Annotated in this window: 14 protein-coding genes and 2 pseudogenes; 10 read left to right on the forward strand and 6 right to left on the reverse strand. The window is 66.4% G+C overall.

Annotated elements, in window-relative coordinates; genetic code table 11:
• Positions 1-9 precede the first annotated feature (9 nt).
• A complete protein-coding gene (locus RZ84_RS23120; protein WP_078894105.1) occupies positions 10-468 on the forward strand; it encodes a DNA-processing protein DprA in 459 nt (152 codons plus the stop codon).
• A 62-nt stretch (positions 469-530) separates the two neighbouring features.
• Here the strand turns inward: RZ84_RS23120 and RZ84_RS23125 are convergent, their stop codons facing one another.
• A complete protein-coding gene (locus tag RZ84_RS23125; RefSeq protein ID WP_347232778.1) occupies positions 531-1550 on the reverse strand; it encodes a serine hydrolase domain-containing protein in 1020 nt (339 codons plus the stop codon).
• 295 nt (positions 1551-1845) lie between these two features.
• Between RZ84_RS23125 and RZ84_RS23130 the strand changes: the two genes are divergently transcribed.
• Positions 1846-2556, forward strand: coding sequence for a TetR/AcrR family transcriptional regulator (locus RZ84_RS23130; protein ID WP_043265898.1), 711 nt, complete (start codon positions 1846-1848; stop codon positions 2554-2556).
• 160 nt (positions 2557-2716) lie between these two features.
• Here RZ84_RS23130 and RZ84_RS36955 read toward each other — a convergent pair.
• Positions 2717-3067 (reverse strand): annotated as a pseudogene (locus RZ84_RS36955) (transposase); the annotation flags it as partial.
• Between the two features lie 185 nt (positions 3068-3252).
• Here RZ84_RS36955 and RZ84_RS23135 point away from each other — a divergent pair.
• Positions 3253-3705, forward strand: coding sequence for a hypothetical protein (locus tag RZ84_RS23135; protein ID WP_043265899.1), 453 nt, complete (start codon positions 3253-3255; stop codon positions 3703-3705).
• 567 nt (positions 3706-4272) lie between these two features.
• Here RZ84_RS23135 and RZ84_RS23140 read toward each other — a convergent pair.
• Positions 4273-4470, reverse strand: a complete 198-nt coding sequence (locus RZ84_RS23140) for a hypothetical protein (protein WP_043265900.1) — start codon at positions 4468-4470, stop codon at positions 4273-4275.
• A 97-nt stretch (positions 4471-4567) separates the two neighbouring features.
• On the opposite strand from RZ84_RS23140, the gene RZ84_RS23150 reads away from it, so the two are divergent.
• Together RZ84_RS23150 and RZ84_RS23155 are read left to right on the forward strand one after the other, a co-directional pair.
• A protein-coding gene (locus RZ84_RS23150; RefSeq protein ID WP_107068160.1) for an IS3 family transposase occupies positions 4568-5730 on the forward strand; the annotation gives its coding sequence in 2 pieces (ribosomal slippage) (positions 4568-4852 and positions 4855-5730; 1161 coding nt in all).
• A 731-nt stretch (positions 5731-6461) separates the two neighbouring features.
• Positions 6462-8009, forward strand: a complete 1548-nt coding sequence (locus RZ84_RS23155; RefSeq protein ID WP_052230115.1) for a peptide MFS transporter — start codon at positions 6462-6464, stop codon at positions 8007-8009.
• Positions 8010-8032: 23 nt separating this feature from the next.
• On the opposite strand, the pseudogene RZ84_RS23160 reads toward RZ84_RS23155, so the two are convergent.
• Together RZ84_RS23160 and RZ84_RS23165 are read right to left on the reverse strand one after the other, a co-directional pair.
• Positions 8033-9285: pseudogene (locus tag RZ84_RS23160) on the reverse strand (IS701 family transposase).
• A gap of 177 nt (positions 9286-9462) precedes the next feature.
• On the reverse strand, positions 9463-10380 hold the full coding sequence (locus tag RZ84_RS23165; RefSeq protein WP_043265903.1) for an alpha/beta hydrolase: 918 nt from the start codon (positions 10378-10380) through the stop codon (positions 9463-9465).
• A gap of 485 nt (positions 10381-10865) precedes the next feature.
• Between RZ84_RS23165 and RZ84_RS23170 the strand changes: the two genes are divergently transcribed.
• The 4 genes from RZ84_RS23170 to RZ84_RS23180 all read left to right on the forward strand — a co-directional run bounded on the left by RZ84_RS23170 (position 10866) and on the right by RZ84_RS23180 (position 13166).
• Entirely contained in the window at positions 10866-11351 is a 486-nt protein-coding gene (locus RZ84_RS23170; RefSeq protein ID WP_043265904.1) for a hypothetical protein, read from the forward strand.
• A 1-nt stretch (position 11352) separates the two neighbouring features.
• On the forward strand, positions 11353-11499 hold the full coding sequence (locus RZ84_RS41570) for a hypothetical protein (protein WP_241777820.1): 147 nt from the start codon (positions 11353-11355) through the stop codon (positions 11497-11499).
• Positions 11500-11612: 113 nt separating this feature from the next.
• On the forward strand, positions 11613-12056 hold the full coding sequence (locus RZ84_RS41575) for a hypothetical protein (protein ID WP_241777821.1): 444 nt from the start codon (positions 11613-11615) through the stop codon (positions 12054-12056).
• 279 nt (positions 12057-12335) lie between these two features.
• Positions 12336-13166, forward strand: coding sequence for a tyrosine-type recombinase/integrase (locus RZ84_RS23180; RefSeq protein WP_052230116.1), 831 nt, complete (start codon positions 12336-12338; stop codon positions 13164-13166).
• A 365-nt stretch (positions 13167-13531) separates the two neighbouring features.
• On the opposite strand, the gene RZ84_RS41580 is transcribed toward RZ84_RS23180, so the two are convergent.
• Positions 13532-14788, reverse strand: a complete 1257-nt coding sequence (locus RZ84_RS41580; protein WP_063772695.1) for a tetratricopeptide repeat protein — start codon at positions 14786-14788, stop codon at positions 13532-13534.
• A 91-nt stretch (positions 14789-14879) separates the two neighbouring features.
• Between RZ84_RS41580 and RZ84_RS41585 the strand changes: the two genes are divergently transcribed.
• Positions 14880-15069: hypothetical protein (locus RZ84_RS41585; protein ID WP_241777822.1), on the forward strand; the 190-nt coding region annotated here is incomplete at its 3' end.

Raw genomic sequence — 15069 nt, forward strand, 5'->3', positions numbered from 1 at the left:
GACTTGATCATGGCTCTGAGCATTACCATCACCGGCACACGGTCAACCGAATGCCACGAACTCACCTGGTACACGGACCTCTTCGCCTGCTACCTCAGGCCGTTCGCAAACGACGACGCCCACTTCCATATCGGCGGGGCAAAGGGGATCGATTCGCTGTCGCTTCTGTGGCTGGCCAACAACGCGCAGTCCGCGATCACGATCGTCGTGCCGGGGACTATCGACCAGCAGCCGGCCGAGGCACAAGAGGCGGTCAGCCAGTGCCGGGATCGGATCACGAACGTCATCGAGCTGCGTGCTTCGGAGTTGCGGACGCCTACCTACCACGCCCGCAACAAGTACATGGTCGACCGGTCCAACATGGTGATCGGGTTCCCTCTCGGCGAGGGTGACAGCACGTCCGGCACATGGCAGACGATCAATCATGCCGCGGCGGGCGGGAAGCCTCGCCTGATCGTCCCAGTGTGACCAACGGCACGGGCATGATGGGGACATGAGCGAGCACGATCGCCATCTCGGCGCGGCCACACTCAAGCGGCTGCGCCGCAGTCGCGGCATGTCCTTGGCCGACACCGCCCGCGCGTTGATCGACGTGGCCGCTCGCGGTAGAGCGCTGCGTACACCTCGCGTGCCCCGCCGCCGTTGGTGAGCAGCGCGACGGCGACGTCGGCCGACGGCACCACGCGCAGGTAGCCGTACTGCCCGATGGAGGCGCCGTCGTGGCCGTAGCCCTCGACGCCGTTCCAGTCGTACAGGGTCCAGCCCAGGCCCCAACCGTCCGAGCTGACCGTCCACTTGTCGGGGCAGTCCACCACCCGGCGTTGCATCAGGGCGACCGTCTCCTCGGAGAGCACGCGGGTGCCGTCCTCGGCCACGCCGCCGGCAAGGTGCATCCGTGCGAGCCGGGTGAGGTCGCCCGCGGTGGCGATGACCCTGCCGTACGGGCCCGCCGAGCGCGGCATCATGTCCCATTCCGGTGCTGGGGCCGGATCCTGGCCCGGCTCGCCCAGGTGCCCCATGGCCGCGCGGAAGCGCAGCGCCTCTTCGGGCAGGGTCATGGTGTGGGTGAGGCCGAGCGGGGTCAGCAGCAGGTCCTTGAGTGCTTCGTCCCATGTCTTGCCGGTTACCACCTCGACGATCCGGCCGAGCACGTTGTAGCCGACGCTGCTGTACGAAATCGCGCTGCCGGGCGGGCAGTCGAGCGCAACGTCCTTCGCGGCCTCGACGTACTTGGCGAGGCAGTCGTCGCCGCGCCCGCTGTCGTGATTGAAGTCGCAGGTAAGCCCGCTTGTGTGGCTGAGCAGCCGACGGATGGTGATCATCCTGGTCGCTTCGGGGTCACCGAGCGAGAACTCCGGCAGCACGTCCGTGACCGGTGCGTCCAGTTCGAGCCGGCCGGACTCGACGAGCTGCATCACCAGGGTGGCCGTGTAGATCTTGGCTATTGAGCCCATCTGGAAGACCGAGTCGGTCGTCGTCTCCACGCCCGTGCCGCGGTGCAGGACGCCGCTCGCCCATGCTTGGACGGCCTCGTCGACGAGGACAGCCAAGGATGCTCCCGGCACGTGGTGTTCGGTGCAGAGCTGGTCGAGGCGGGCCTGCCACCGGGCGAGATCCAGCTTCCGCCCGGCTGAGTTCCGGGTGCCCCACGCCCCTTCGACACTCCAGTTGCCCTTTTCGTCAAAGTTCGTACCGTTCGGCACAGCCGACTCCCCTCCATGGCGCACGGTGATCCTCGATGCGAACACTGTACGCATCGAGGATCGTCGTTCGCAACACGCGTACAGTGTCGGCTACGGTGAGGGGTGACAAGCAGCAGTAATCGACCGACGGGAGTGAGCGCGCGTGCCTCGCGACGCCAAGCCGATCACCTCGGTGTGGACACGTCCGCATCGCCCGCAGCGAGAGCAACTGACGCGGGAGCAGATCGTGACCGCGACGATCGAGCTGCTGGACGCGGAGGGTGTCGAGGCGCTCAGCATGCGCAAACTCGGCACTCGTCTGAAGGCCGGGGCCACTTCCCTCTACCGGCATGTGGCCAATCGGGACGAGCTGATCCAGCTGGCCGTGGACGACGTGTTCGGTGAGCTGGACCCGCCGGCCGCCGCCACCCACAGGACATGGCGCACGGCGGTCGCCCGCGCCGCCGCCGACCTGCGGGCAATGGTCCTGCGCCACCCCTGGGTCGGCCCCGAACTCGGCCAGGTCGGGCTACTCCACATTGGCCCGAACGCCGTCCGCATGACATCGGGTCTCCTCGCGCAGTTCCAGGCGGCCGGTTTCCCTGCGGGTGAGGAGGACCAGGCCGCGGGGGCGCTCATGTCCTACGTTGTCGGGATCGCCACCAGCGAGGCCGCGTACCTCTCACTGGTCGCCCGCAGTGGTGTCTCCGAGCGCGAATGGCTGTCGGACCACAGCCCGGACTTCGGCGAGGAGGTAGACCCGCGGCAGGTGCGCGAGGACCGCTTCGCATATGGACTCGACCGGATCCTCGACGGCCTCGCCGGCCGGCTCGCGCCAGGCAATGACTGTGGTTCTCGCCCCACCAGGCGGTGACATGGCGAGCGAGCCCGCAAACATGCTGTCGGAGAAGTCGCTTGACGATCTCCTGAGCCGCATGGGCCGACCCGCCGAGACCCGGGTCATGCGAGAGGCTGCACCACGTGAACCGCTTGGCCAGCGCAGCCTCGACTTGGACCTCGCTTCACTTGGCGAGTCAGCGATAGTTGATCAGGCTGGTGGCAATGGCAGTGAAGGCGAGGAAGTGCTCGGGCTTGCGCTCGTAGCGTCGGTGCAGTCGGCGGCAGCCGGAGAGCCAGGACGTGGTGCGCTCGGCGACCCAGCGGTGTCCGCCCAGTCGCTGCGAAGACTCTTTCCCGCGGCGGGCTATGCGAGGTGTGGTGCCACGCGCTCGTAGCCACCGACGCTGGTGGTCGTAGTCGTAGCCCTTGTCGCCGTGCAGCTTGTCCGGTCGCCGTCGGCGCGGGCCGCGGCAGCTGCGGATGGGTGGGATGGATCGCACCAGCGGCTGCAGTGCGAGGCTGTCGTGGGTGTTAGCGCCGGAGATGCCGTGTGGATTTTTAGTCAGTCAACCGTATTGGCCAAGATGGGGCGGTCGCGGCATTAGCGGTGTGTTACTGCGTCATTAGTCGTCCGACAGCGCGTCGGATCAGGTTAGTAGCGCAACGGACGATGGTGCGCGCCCGGTCCCGAGAGGTGTGCCACCAGATGACGACCAAACGGAGGGCAGCGATGACGCATCGCATCACAGGGCGAGCCGCGAACCGGGGAGTCGGGCGGCAGGGTGCTCGGATCGCCGCGGTGGGCGCCATGGGTGTGGCCGCGGCCGTGCTGGTGGTGACGCCGGCGTTCGCCAAGGGGGGCGCGACGCTCAGCGCGGTACCGGGCACCGTGAAGGTCGGGCAGAGCGTGCACGTCAAGGGGCAGGGCGACGAGGACGGGCTGCGATACGGAAAGTTCTGCGTGCAGGACCGCGTGGGGACGCACGGCGCCTGGCACGCTGTGAAGTGTGGCCGCATCGTGGAGTTCGACGGCGGCGGGGTGGCCAAGGCCGATGTGAAGGTCAAGGCCACCCATCGCGGCATGCTCCAGTTCCGCGGCGTCCTCTACATCGTCGACGGCCCGCGCGGTGGTCACCCGACCGAGAGCCAGACCGCGGAGATCCGTACGGTCCAGGTGCACTGACGCGCCATCATCTCGCAGCGGGTGCGTCCCGCTAGGTGAATGGCCGTCGGCGGAAGCGAAGTCGGGGTGCCCATCCGGGAAACGGGGATGGGCACCCCACTGCAGTACGGGCAGGTGTCGACCGTGGAAGGTGACGATGTACGCGATGTCCCTGGGGACGACGGCGCACGGTTGGCATCGCAGCGCACTTCTCGGCACGGCCCCTTGCCATCCAGTCTCCCGGATCAGCGCCTCGCGCCGGACTGACTTCATGGACGGTGGACAACCAGGGCCCACTACCCGGCGGGCCACTTACGTACGACGCTCACCCGGGCCAACTGGACCACTCACGGGCCAGGTGAACGACTGAGTCACACCGGTGTCTGCTGGCAGTTGGCCGGCGCGGCACCGGATGTCAGAGACGACCAGGCAGGCGTGGCCGGTCAATGGCGGCGCGTTCTGCTCGTCAGCGCTGTGGGCGGCGGAACCTGTCGCGTGGTGACCTAGCCGAGCGGCTGTCACCGATACCGAGGGGCCGGGCGCATCCCGTGTGGTGTGAGAGGTGCGCCCAGCCGGTGGTGACGGCGTTTACTGGGGGTTGTTGGCCGGGGTGGCACCGGCCAGGCGGAACGTGCGTGGCGTGTCGCTTACTTGCTCGGCGATTCCGAGGCGTACCAGCTTGTCCAGCGAGTTCGCGATGGCTCCTGAGGACCGTTCGATGATGCGGCTGATCTTGGTCGCTGTGAACGCCTCGTCGGGGTGTGACTGGAGGTGGTCGATGACCATCTGCCGTAGTGCCCCTGGTGCGAGCCGCGGGTCTGCTGCACGATCGGGTGACATCTGAACTGGCTTGCCCTGTGGGGCGGGTGGAAAGGATGTCGCTGTGCCCAAGCCTTATCCGGAAGAGTTCCGCCAGGACGTCGTGCGGGTCGCGAGGAACCGCGGCCCGGGTGTCACGGTGGAGCGGGTAGCCACCGACTTCGGGGTCCACCCGATGACGTTGTGGAAGTGGATGCGCCGGGCGGATGTCGAGGACGGGACCAAGCCCGGGGTGACCAGCCAGGAGAGTGCGGAACTGAGGGAAGCACGGCGGCGGATCAAGCGGCTGGAGCAGGAGATCGAGGTCCTGCGCCGGGTCGCGGCCTATCTGTCGCAGGCACATCTGCCGGGAAAAGGATCTACCCGCTCGTGAAAGAGCTGGCCGTGGACGGGGTGCCCGTCACGGTGACGTGCCGGGTCCTGAAGCTCGCCAGACAGCCCTACTACCGCTGGCTGGGCAAGCCGGTTGCCGACGCCGTCCTGGAGGAGGCATATCGCGCGAACGCGCTGTTCGACGCCCACTGCGACGACCCGGAGTTCGGCTACCGGTTCCTGGCCGATGAAGCGCGTGGTGCCGGGGCGGGCATGGCCGAGCGCACCGCGTGGCGGATCTGCCGGGACAACCGCTGGTGGAGTGTCTTCGGGAAGAAGCGTGGCAGGGGCAAGAAGGCCTGCCCGCCGGTGCACGACGATCTCGTGAGCCGCAACTTCACCGCGACCGGCCCGAACCGGCTGTGGCTCGCCGACATCACCGAACACGCCACCGGTGAAGGGAAGTTGTATCTCTGTGCGATCAAGGACGCCTTCAGTAAAAGGATCGTGGGCTACTCCATCGATGCGCGGATGAAGTCCCGCCTGGCCGTGGTCGCTCTGGACAACGCCGTGGCCCGGCGTGAACACGTCGACGGGTGCATTCTGCACAGCGATCGCGGATCGCAGTTCCGGTCCCGGAAGTTCGTCCGGGCGCTCGACCGGCACCGCATGGCCGGCTCGATAGGGCGGGTCGGGGCGGCAGGCGACAACGCGGCCATGGAGTCCTTCTTCAGCCTGCTGCAGAAGAATGTCCTCGACCGCAGAAGCTGGACCACCCGCGAGGAACTGCGGATCGCGATCGTGACCTGGATCGAGCGGACCTATCACCGACGCCGCAGACAAGCCTCGCTCGGCCGGCTGACCCCCGTCGAATTCGAGACCGTCATGACCACACCGGCCCTCCAGGCCGCGTGACCGAACCTGTCACCCGAACCTGCATCAGACCCGATCAGACCCACGCCATGAAGGTAGGGCAACCTTTAGTCGGGAAAAGCCCGGTATCGGAACCATCAAGCGTCAGGAGCCGATGCCGCGCCGACCATCACCTTCGCCACCGCCTGGGAGGACTTCGAAGCCCCCGCCCACTGCCGGCTCGTCGGTTCACGCTTGAAGTTCAAACAGGGCGATATCTACAGGAAAGTCTATCTTGCTTAACATGTATGCCTCATGCAGAAGAAATGAGCAAAATAAATAACTTGCGCAACTAACTGCAGCTTGCCTACGCTTTGCATTTTCTTCCGCTGGCTTGTTTTCAGGGGGTTAGGTTGACCACTTCGATGGCCGCGTGATCGGATAGCCAAAGAGGGGAAAGCTTTCCTTATGTAAATAGAAATAGGGGGTTTCCGTGGATGCCGGTCGACGGCATATTCTGGATGCCTATCGCGCAACACAGCGCGGGGAAGCACTCCCTCCGCATCCATATCAAGTAATGACGGGGAATCCTTTCAGGGTCATTCGAATCGCTCTGTTGCGGCTCCGAATGAAGCGGATGGATTCCACACAGAAGTAGCCTGTCTTGCGAGCTGCTTATGGCGCGACCTCCAATGTTGCGGTGATGCCACAGGCGCGTCGCCCTGGAGTGCGGCACTCGCGGTCGGTATATGTCATGCAACTCAGGATGAACGGTCGACAGAAAGTGAGATCCCGTGTCAGTAAACACCCCCACACCTGGCGCTGCTTCCCAAAAGAGATTTTTCGGGCACCCACGGGGGCTCTCCACACTCTTCATGACTGAGATGTGGGAGCGTTTCTCTTACTACGGCATGAAGGCAATTCTACTCTATTACATGTACTACCAGGCTGCCCACGGCGGCTTGGGGTTCGATAAAAATCTGGCCATGAGCCTCGTTTCCGTGTATGGCGCGGCTCTCTACATGTCCGGCATCGCCGGGGGGTGGGTAGCCGACCGAATTCTAGGCGCTCGTCGTTCCATTGCATGGGGCTGTGTTCTCATCATGGGTGCCCACGTCGCGCTGGCCGTGCCGGGTGGCGGGCCCGTGGCCCTGTACGCCTCCATGGCCTTGCTTGTCGTGGGCACAGGCCTGCTAAAACCGAACATCACGAAGAACGTCGGCGACCTTTACGAAGAGGGCGACAACCGCCGCGATGCCGGATTCACGCTGTTCGTCATGGGCGTGCAAATCGGGGCCTTCCTTTCCCCCGTCATCGTCGGGGACATATTGACGAGCCCCAACCAGGAAAGCTCACAAGGAAATCATTTCCACTGGGGATTCAGCGCCGCCGCGGTCGGTATGGCCATCGGCCTCATCCAATATCTCCTGCGTGCCCGCGGAACTCTGAGTGACGCTGGCATGCAGGTCCCCAACCCTCTAGAGCCCCATCACCGAACCCGCGTATACGGGGTGCTCGGTGGCGGCTTCCTCATCCTGGCAGCAGTAATCGCCATATTGGCGGTCAACGACCGTCTGAGTGCCGAGGGCGTTGTCAACACGGTCAGCGTACTCGCGCTCGTCGTGCCGGCTGTATATTTCATCGTCATGCTGCGCAGTAGCAAGGTCACTGCTTTCGAGCGTGGACGCGTGGTGGCGTTCATACCTCTGTTCATTGCCATGGTGGTGTTCTGGTTCGTCGAGGAACAGCAATTCACTGTCATGGCAAGCTATGCCGACCAGCAAACAGATCTTAACGCTTGGGGGTTCCATATCGACCCAACGCTGGTGCAGACAATCAACCCGATTGTCATGCTGGCCCTCGCCCCCGTACTGGCTTCCCTCTGGACAAAGCTTCGCAGACAACCGACAGCCCCACAGAAATTCGCTATCGGCTTGATCCTCACGGGTGCCGGATTCGCCCTTCTCTTCTTGCCCTGGATCCTTGACGGGTCGCACACTCCCGCAAATCCGGCATGGCCCCTGGTGAGTCTCAGCTTGATTGCGATCGGCGAATTGTTCGTCAATCCTGTCGGCCTGTCTGCCACTACACAGCTCGCGCCCGTCGCATTTGCCTCTCAGGTTGTAGGACTCAATTACGCTTCTGACTCTGCAGCACAGGGTCTCATCGCTCAGGTTTCGAAGTACTACAGCGCGGCTACCTCGGGACCGTACTTCGGCGTCATCGGCGCTCTCGTGGTTCTTCTCGGCGTCGGCCTGTGGTTCTATTCCCCCAAGGTGTACCAGCAGATGATCAGCAAACCTGACGTGGACGCTCCTGCGAGTTCCGAAAAGATTGCCTAATATTCCAGCCGGAGTTGTGATCTTCATCGTTGAAGGGCGGCTTGGCGGCGGTAGTGGCTGCGGCGGGCGCGGGCTTGGTGGCGTCGGCGCCAGGTGGACCAGCGCAGTCGGTGTGTGAGGTCGCGGGTGGGCTGCGCGATCCAGGCGGTGAGCAGGCGCTGGATTTCATTGCAGGTGAGCGGGATCAGTCCGTCCGGGCTGGTCCCGTCGTCGGCGAGGGTGTGGCGTTGGCGTTCGAGGGCGGCGGTGACGGCGAGGAAGGCGTGGGCGAGCAGGGCCAGGGTGACCCAGCGGTGCTAGGAGTTCCAGCGGCGGACCTGGTGCTCATCCAGTCCGGTCAGGGTCTTCGAGCTCTGGAATGTCTCCTCCACCGTCCAGCGGCTTCCTGCGACCTTGACCAAGGTGGACAGCGGTACTCGGCGGGGCGAGTAGCAGTGGTAGAAGGCAAGTTGGCCAGTGCGGCGGTTGCGGCGGATCATCAGCCAGTGGTGTCCGGGGCCGGCGGGCAGGTCGAGCAGGGCCCAGTCATACCAGCGGTGTCCCTTGGCGCCGGCTTCCGCAGAGATCTTCTGCCAGGCCCGTTTCGGTATCCGGGTGGCCAGGGCGTCGGCCCGGAAGCGGCCGGGACCGACGGTGAGGTGATGGTTGCTGGCGACCGCGAGCACGTAGCCCAGCCGCCGCTCTTCAAGGGCGGCGCGCAGGTGCGAGTTGTCGCCATAGGCCTCTTCGCCAGCCGCCCATGCGGCCCGGACACCGGCGTCCAGTGCACGTTCGATCATCTGTGCGGCGAGCTGCGGCCTGGTGGCGAAGCCAATGTCCGGGGGCACGCTGGCCCGGCGGCACCGCTGCGGGTCGGAGGTCCCGGACTTCGGCAGGTACAGCGCGCGGCCGATTCCTGCGTGGCCGTGCCGGGAGGGTAGGTGAGGTAGACGGCGACCTGGGCGTTCTCGATCCGCCCGGCGGTACCGGTGTACTGGCGCTGCACACCGACGGTGCGGGTGCCCTTCTTCAGGTCGCCGGTCTCGTCCACCACCAGTACCGCCTGGTCGTCGGCCAGGTGCTCCAGCACAAACGCCCGCAAGTCGTCCCGCACGAGGTCGGCATCCCATTTCGCCCGGGCGAGCAGGTGCTGCAACCCGTCCGGGCTTGCGCCCCCGGTGTGCTCGGCAATCGTCCAGCAGTTCTTGCGCGGCAGATCCGCAAGCAGCCCCAGCACCAGCTGCCGTGCTCGCAGCCGGGGCTCAACCCGCCCGAAAAGGCCCGCGATCCGGCCCATCAAGCCCTCGAACACCGCCTGCCAACGGACAGAAACTAAGCTGCGGCCCGCGGCCACCGAGTCATCTTCAGTCCACACACCTGACGATGATCACCGTAGTTATCTCCCCACCGGGCTCCGCCAGCAAGATCACGCTTCCGGCTTGCGTAGGGATCCTTCGAGGGGCGCGGTCAGTTCCTACGATTGCGTAATCCGGTCGCGCAGCCAGGAGTCGACGCCGCTGAGCGCCGTCCTGGCCATTGCCGTGGGGTGGCCCGTGAAGCCGTGGGGCGAGTCGGGGTAGACCCGGAGCTCGACGTCATTGCCGGCCGCTGACAACCGACCTGCCAGCGCCAGGTTGTCTTCCAGCAACACGTCTGCGCTTCCCACGATCAGCAGCGTTGGGGGAAGCCCGCGAAGAACGCCGTAGACGGGAGAGATGTCGGGAACAGTGCGGTCTTCCACATGGCCGACGTACGCCTCGATGAAGTATTCGTCCGCGATGCGGCGACCGGCCGGGGTTCGTGCGCTCAAGTCGTAGGTCCCGAATTGGAGTGCAGCTCCGGTGAATCGGTCAACGGCACCTCTGTCTCTCAGCCGCAGCAGGGTCGTAAGGGCGAGTGTGGCTCCCGCAGAGCTCCCGCCGATCGCAAGTCGGGACGTTCCGAAGCGGGCGTCGGCTTCTTTGACGAGCCAGAGCGCCGCCGCTTCACAGTCGTCGGGGGCCGCCGGCCAGGGGTGCTCAGGTGCCAGTCGGTAGTCGACGCTGACAACGGCGAGGCGCAGGGCGTCTGCGAGCTCGCGGTTGCGTTTATCTCCTCGCGCTGCGGAGTCCATGTAGAAGCCGCCGCCGTGTATGTCCAGGTAGACGCCCCGCGGCGGCCCATCGATAGGCGTGAAGATCCTGACAGGGACGCGAGCTTCCGCGGCTTCGATCGTCTCTTCGATGGCAGGCGGATCGGCGGCACGAGGGGCGGACCTCTTTGCTCGTGTCTCCTTGAGCTCCTCCAGTGTGCCGGGGCCACGGCCGGCCGCCCTCGACTTGTAGAAGTCACGAGCTTCATCGACCTGCTCCGCAGGCACGTCAGTGAACAGTGCGTCAAGCGCGAATCGCACGCGCCCTCCTCATCACTCGGGTCTCAACTCCACGCTATCGCCGGCCTACGGCGCCGGATCCGCCGCACGCCAGGAAACAGCGCACTCCCACCTACCCGTCTTCGGACGGCCCTGACGCAGTGGCCATGCCGCGTCAGGGCCATCCCCAAGGTGTCAGCCCAGGTCACGACCCGATCTTCGGCTGTAGTACTAACCAGGGCGTGGTCGACGTCGCCTACAACCTGCTGGCTCAGCAGGACGACAACTTGATCAACGCGGGCCTGACATACCTTTACAACTCCACCGGCGGCATCCCCACCATCGTCCCCGGGGCACTGGGTCTACGAGAAACTGGAGTCCTACCTGCTGGGTTTCGCGGATGCGCTGCAGGAACGTGTGGCAAACGAGAGCACTCTCCGCGCCACCTACACCGCCCGCTATAGCACCGGCCGGAACGCTGGCAAGTAGAGCCCGGCAGGTTCTGCAATCGACCAGGAAGTCACCACGTGATCGACACAGCTAGCCTCTTCACCGCCGCGCATCTCACCCTTATACCCGCCGCACTCCTACTGGTGGTCAAGGTGGTGCACCTACTGGCCGCCCGCCGCGCCTGGTTTTCCCGGCACAAGCCCTGGCGCGGTGTGGAACTGACGGTGCTCTCGGCGAGCGCGGGACTCTGGGCCTACGTGCCGGGGCTGTGGATCGGGTTCGACATGGACGGCTCCACCGCCCCGTGCCTGCGGGCCCTTGACTTCTCTATGAGAGACGAGGCACCCGGTGGTGACCTGCGGGTGGTGGAACGGATGTTGCCGCTCTCACGTGAGTGCCGCTGGGACGACGGCACACACCTGGAACTCGTACCGGTATGGCTCAACGTGGTGATCCTCGCGGCCCTAGCGGGGGTCATCCTCGGGATCACCCTGACTGTGTACAACCTACTGCGGCACAGATATGGCACAGCGACTAACACAACGGAGAAGACGAGCAGTTGAAGTGAGCAAGAGCAAGCCCCTGAGCCGGCGCAGCGTACTGTCCGGGGGGCTGGGCCTGGCCGGGAGCGGCGCCCTGATGGCCACGGGCGCGTCCGGCACCGCACACGCAGCCGGCGGCCCGCAGCCCTCCGAGCGGACGACGGCATAGAGCAACAGCACGTCCGCCAACGGCTGGCAGGTCACCGATCATGACGGCATTGCCCCACACCGGGTTGAAGGCTCCCCCATGACCGTGTCCCTGCGCAGTGGGACGCCGCGACGGTGCTGCTATACGTGGCCCGCAGGTACTTCTACGAGATTGACTCCGAGCTGAAGACCGAGGACATCACCGGCCACACCACCGACCGCGCGGTGGCCGCGGTATTCGAGAGCAACTACCTTTCCGGCACCGCCATCGCTGTCCGTCCTCACGCCTACCCCCTCGGCGCCGACGGCTGCCTCTTCCCGCAAGACGTCCACGTCATCCGCGACATCCTCGCCGACTGTGAGGGGACCGTGCGGTGGGGCGGCGACGAGAAGCTGCCCAAGCAGTCCCACTTCCAGATCGATGTCAAGCCCGGCGACACCAAACTCGCCCGGGTCGCAACCAAGATCCGCGGCTGGCAGGCCACTCCGGGCAAGGGTGCCGGTACGATCGACGCCTTCGTTCCACAACGGCTGCGGGCCGCCCGCGATCTGGCGCACACCCAGCAGCGTGCTGCCTAGAAAGCTGTTGCCGCCCCGGTGCCCCGGCCGCATGGTCTGACCGGGGCACCGCTGCGCGGGTTCTCAAGGCGTGACGTTGCCGGGTGCCCCTCCCGTGCGACGTGCGATCCATGTTCAGTCCAGGCCGGGCATTGCCGATACAGGCGTATGGCCTCGGTGTTCCAGCGGTGCAGGACCGACAAGCGCAGCAAGCACTATCCGTGTGCGAAGGCGCGCTGCGGGCACCCGTGGACGGTTCGGTATCGGGAGCCGGGGGGACAGACGGGCCGTCAGCGCGAGGTGAGCTTCCCGACGAAGACCCAGGCTCGGCAGTTCGCCGCACGAGTAGAACACCTCAAGAGCCAAGGACTCTTCCTGGACCCCAAGCGCGGTGCCGTCACCGTCCGCGTATACGCCGCGGACTGGCTGGAGCGCCGGCTCGTCGGGGAGAACACCCACCGCAACTATGAGAGCTTCCTGCGCCTGCACCTCCTGCCGCAGTTGGGCCGTAAGACGCTTGCCGGTGTGGAGCGGGCGGACATCGACCGGTTCGTCGCCGCCCTCAGTACCAGGCTTTCGGCGAGCACGGTGCACGACCGCATGACGCTGGTCCGTAGCCTGTTCCAGACCGCGGTGGACGAACGGCGTATCCCCTGGAGCCCGGTGGACGGCGTCAGGCTCCCGCGGGTCGGCACCGGCGCGGTGGACGAGGACGCGATTCCGACCCGGGAGGAGGTCGATCTCATTGCCGGGCACATTGGGCCGTACTACCGGCTGTCGGTGTATCTGCAGGCCGGGGTGGGCCTGCGGGTCAGCGAGGCTCTCGCCTTCGCCGCCCAGTGCCGTCGGGCCGGCGTCCTGCGGGTGCGGGAGCAGGTGAGGCGCACGGCGCACCGCGCCGACTGCCCGGACCGCTTCGGCCCCCTCAAACACCGCACCCCCGGCGCCTACCGCGATGTTCCGCTGCCCGCCTTCCTGGAGCGGGAGATCGACGCGCACCTGCGGCGCTGGGGCGCCACCCCGGTGGATGGTCGGGAGGTGCTCTTCGCCCGGCGCGGAGCGGCGGCGGGCACCATGCCGACGGCGACCACCTACGGTCCCGACTTCCGGCGGGCGGTGCGGGCGGCCTGAACGTGAAGGCCGTCGGGCGCTGGTTTCGATCGATGGGGCCCTCAGCCCGTTGGTCCGCCGACGAAGGTGTGGGTACGGGCGTACGCGGTGAAGTCCATTGATTCGTATAACCGCTTGGGGACGGGATAGGCAGCATCCCTGCGTGAGTAGACGTTGGGGGTGCGGCCACCGGCACGAGCAAAGGCGTGCAGCGCCGCCGTGCAAACGGCGCGGTCCAGGCCGAGACGGCGGTGGCCGGGGTGAGGTGCCGACGGTTTCGAACGCCGGTGGCGTGGCTTCGTCGTACCGCCCTTGGCATGACGCCTGCACGGGCGATGGCAAGTTTGGCCCCCAGAGGAGGGCCAAGCGCAGGCAGTGTCTCCCATTCACGACCAAGGGAGTGTGGGCGTGCCGTCCGGATCCAGACCGTACGGCCACCTTTCTTCAAAAGGGAAGGAATGGAAGCTGGCAGGGAAGGAACGGTGGCCGGCGTCAGCGGCCCGGCGGTAGAGGGCTTCGGCACCTTCGCCATCTCCGTCCTCCTCCCTCATCTGCGCCAGGCTGAACAGGGCGAAGGTGTCGTCGACGTCGGCAGCCCGACGATAGAAGCCTTCAGCGCCGTCGCCATCTCCGGCCCTCTTCCTCATCTCCGCCAGGCCGAACAGGGCGAAGGTGTCGCTGGCGTCGGCGGCCGGGCGGTAGAGAGCTTCAGCACCCTCACCATCTCCAGCCTCCTCCCTTATCTCCGCCAGGATGACCAGGACGAGGGTGTCGCCGGCGTCGGCGGCCCGGAGGGCAAGGGCTTCAGCACCCTCACCATCTCCAGCCTCCTCCCTCATCTCCGCCAGGCTGAACAGGCCATCGGTGTTGCCGGCGTCGGCGGCCCGCAGGGCAAGGGCTTCAGCACCCTCACGATCTCCGGCCTTCTCCCTCCACTCCGCCAGGGCGGCCAGGGCATCGGCGTCGCCAGCATCAGCAGCCCGGCGGTAGAGGGATAGGGCACCCTCGCCCTCTCCGGCCCTCTGCCTCATCTGCGCCAGGCTGAACAGGGCGAAGGTGTTGCCGGCGTCGGCGGCCCGGAGGGCAAGGGCTTCAGCGCCCTCACGATCTCCGGCCTTCTCCCTCCACTCGGCCAGGACGGCTGGGGCGAGGATGTCGCCGGCGTCGGCGGCCCGGACGGCAAGGGCTTCAGCGCCGTCGCCATCTCCGGCCCCTTTCCTCGTCTGCGCTAGGTCGAACAGGGCGAAGGTGTTGCCGGCGTCGGCGGCCCGGAGGGCAAGGGCTTCAGCGCCCTCGCCATCTCCGTCCTTCTCCCTCATCTCCGCCAGGACGGCCAGGGCTTCGGTGTTGCCGACGTCGGCAGCACGGCGGTAGAGGGCTTGAGCACCCGCGGCATCTCCGGCCACCTTCCTCATCTCCGCCAGGATGACCAAGGCATGGGTGTTGCCGGCATCAGCGGCCCGGCGGGCGAGGTGGTAGGCCCACTGCAGACGACATCGGTCTTTGGCGGCGCTGGCGAGGTTGTCGAGGTCGTCGGGGTGGGTGAGGTGGGCGTGGGCGGCGGCCCAGAAGGAGCTCGGTGGGCACAGCGCCCGGCGGGCGCTGCGGCCGTGATGTTCGAGGTAGTCGGCGAGTCGGAACACCGCCCCTGCCGCCGAGATGGGTGTGGTGGCTGGTGCCGGGCCACCGGGAGGGCGGCGTTGGGGGCGTGGGTTGGTGCGGCGTAGGGGGGGCTTGTTTGCCGTGGACGGGGCGGGCGAGGTCGGTGAAGGCTGCTTCTGCCCAGTCCTCGGTGAGTTCGTCGTAGTCGCTGAGGTAGTCGATCGCGGCGTCGGTGAGGAAGGTCTGCGGGAGGTGAAGGCCGACGCCCAGCCGGCGGGCGTCCATTGCCGCCTCCAGTACGGCTTTGGCGGCGGGGGGGCCG

Origin of the sequence: Streptomyces sp. CT34, from assembly GCF_000805335.1 — a bacterium.
GTDB lineage: Bacteria > Actinomycetota > Actinomycetes > Streptomycetales > Streptomycetaceae > Streptomyces.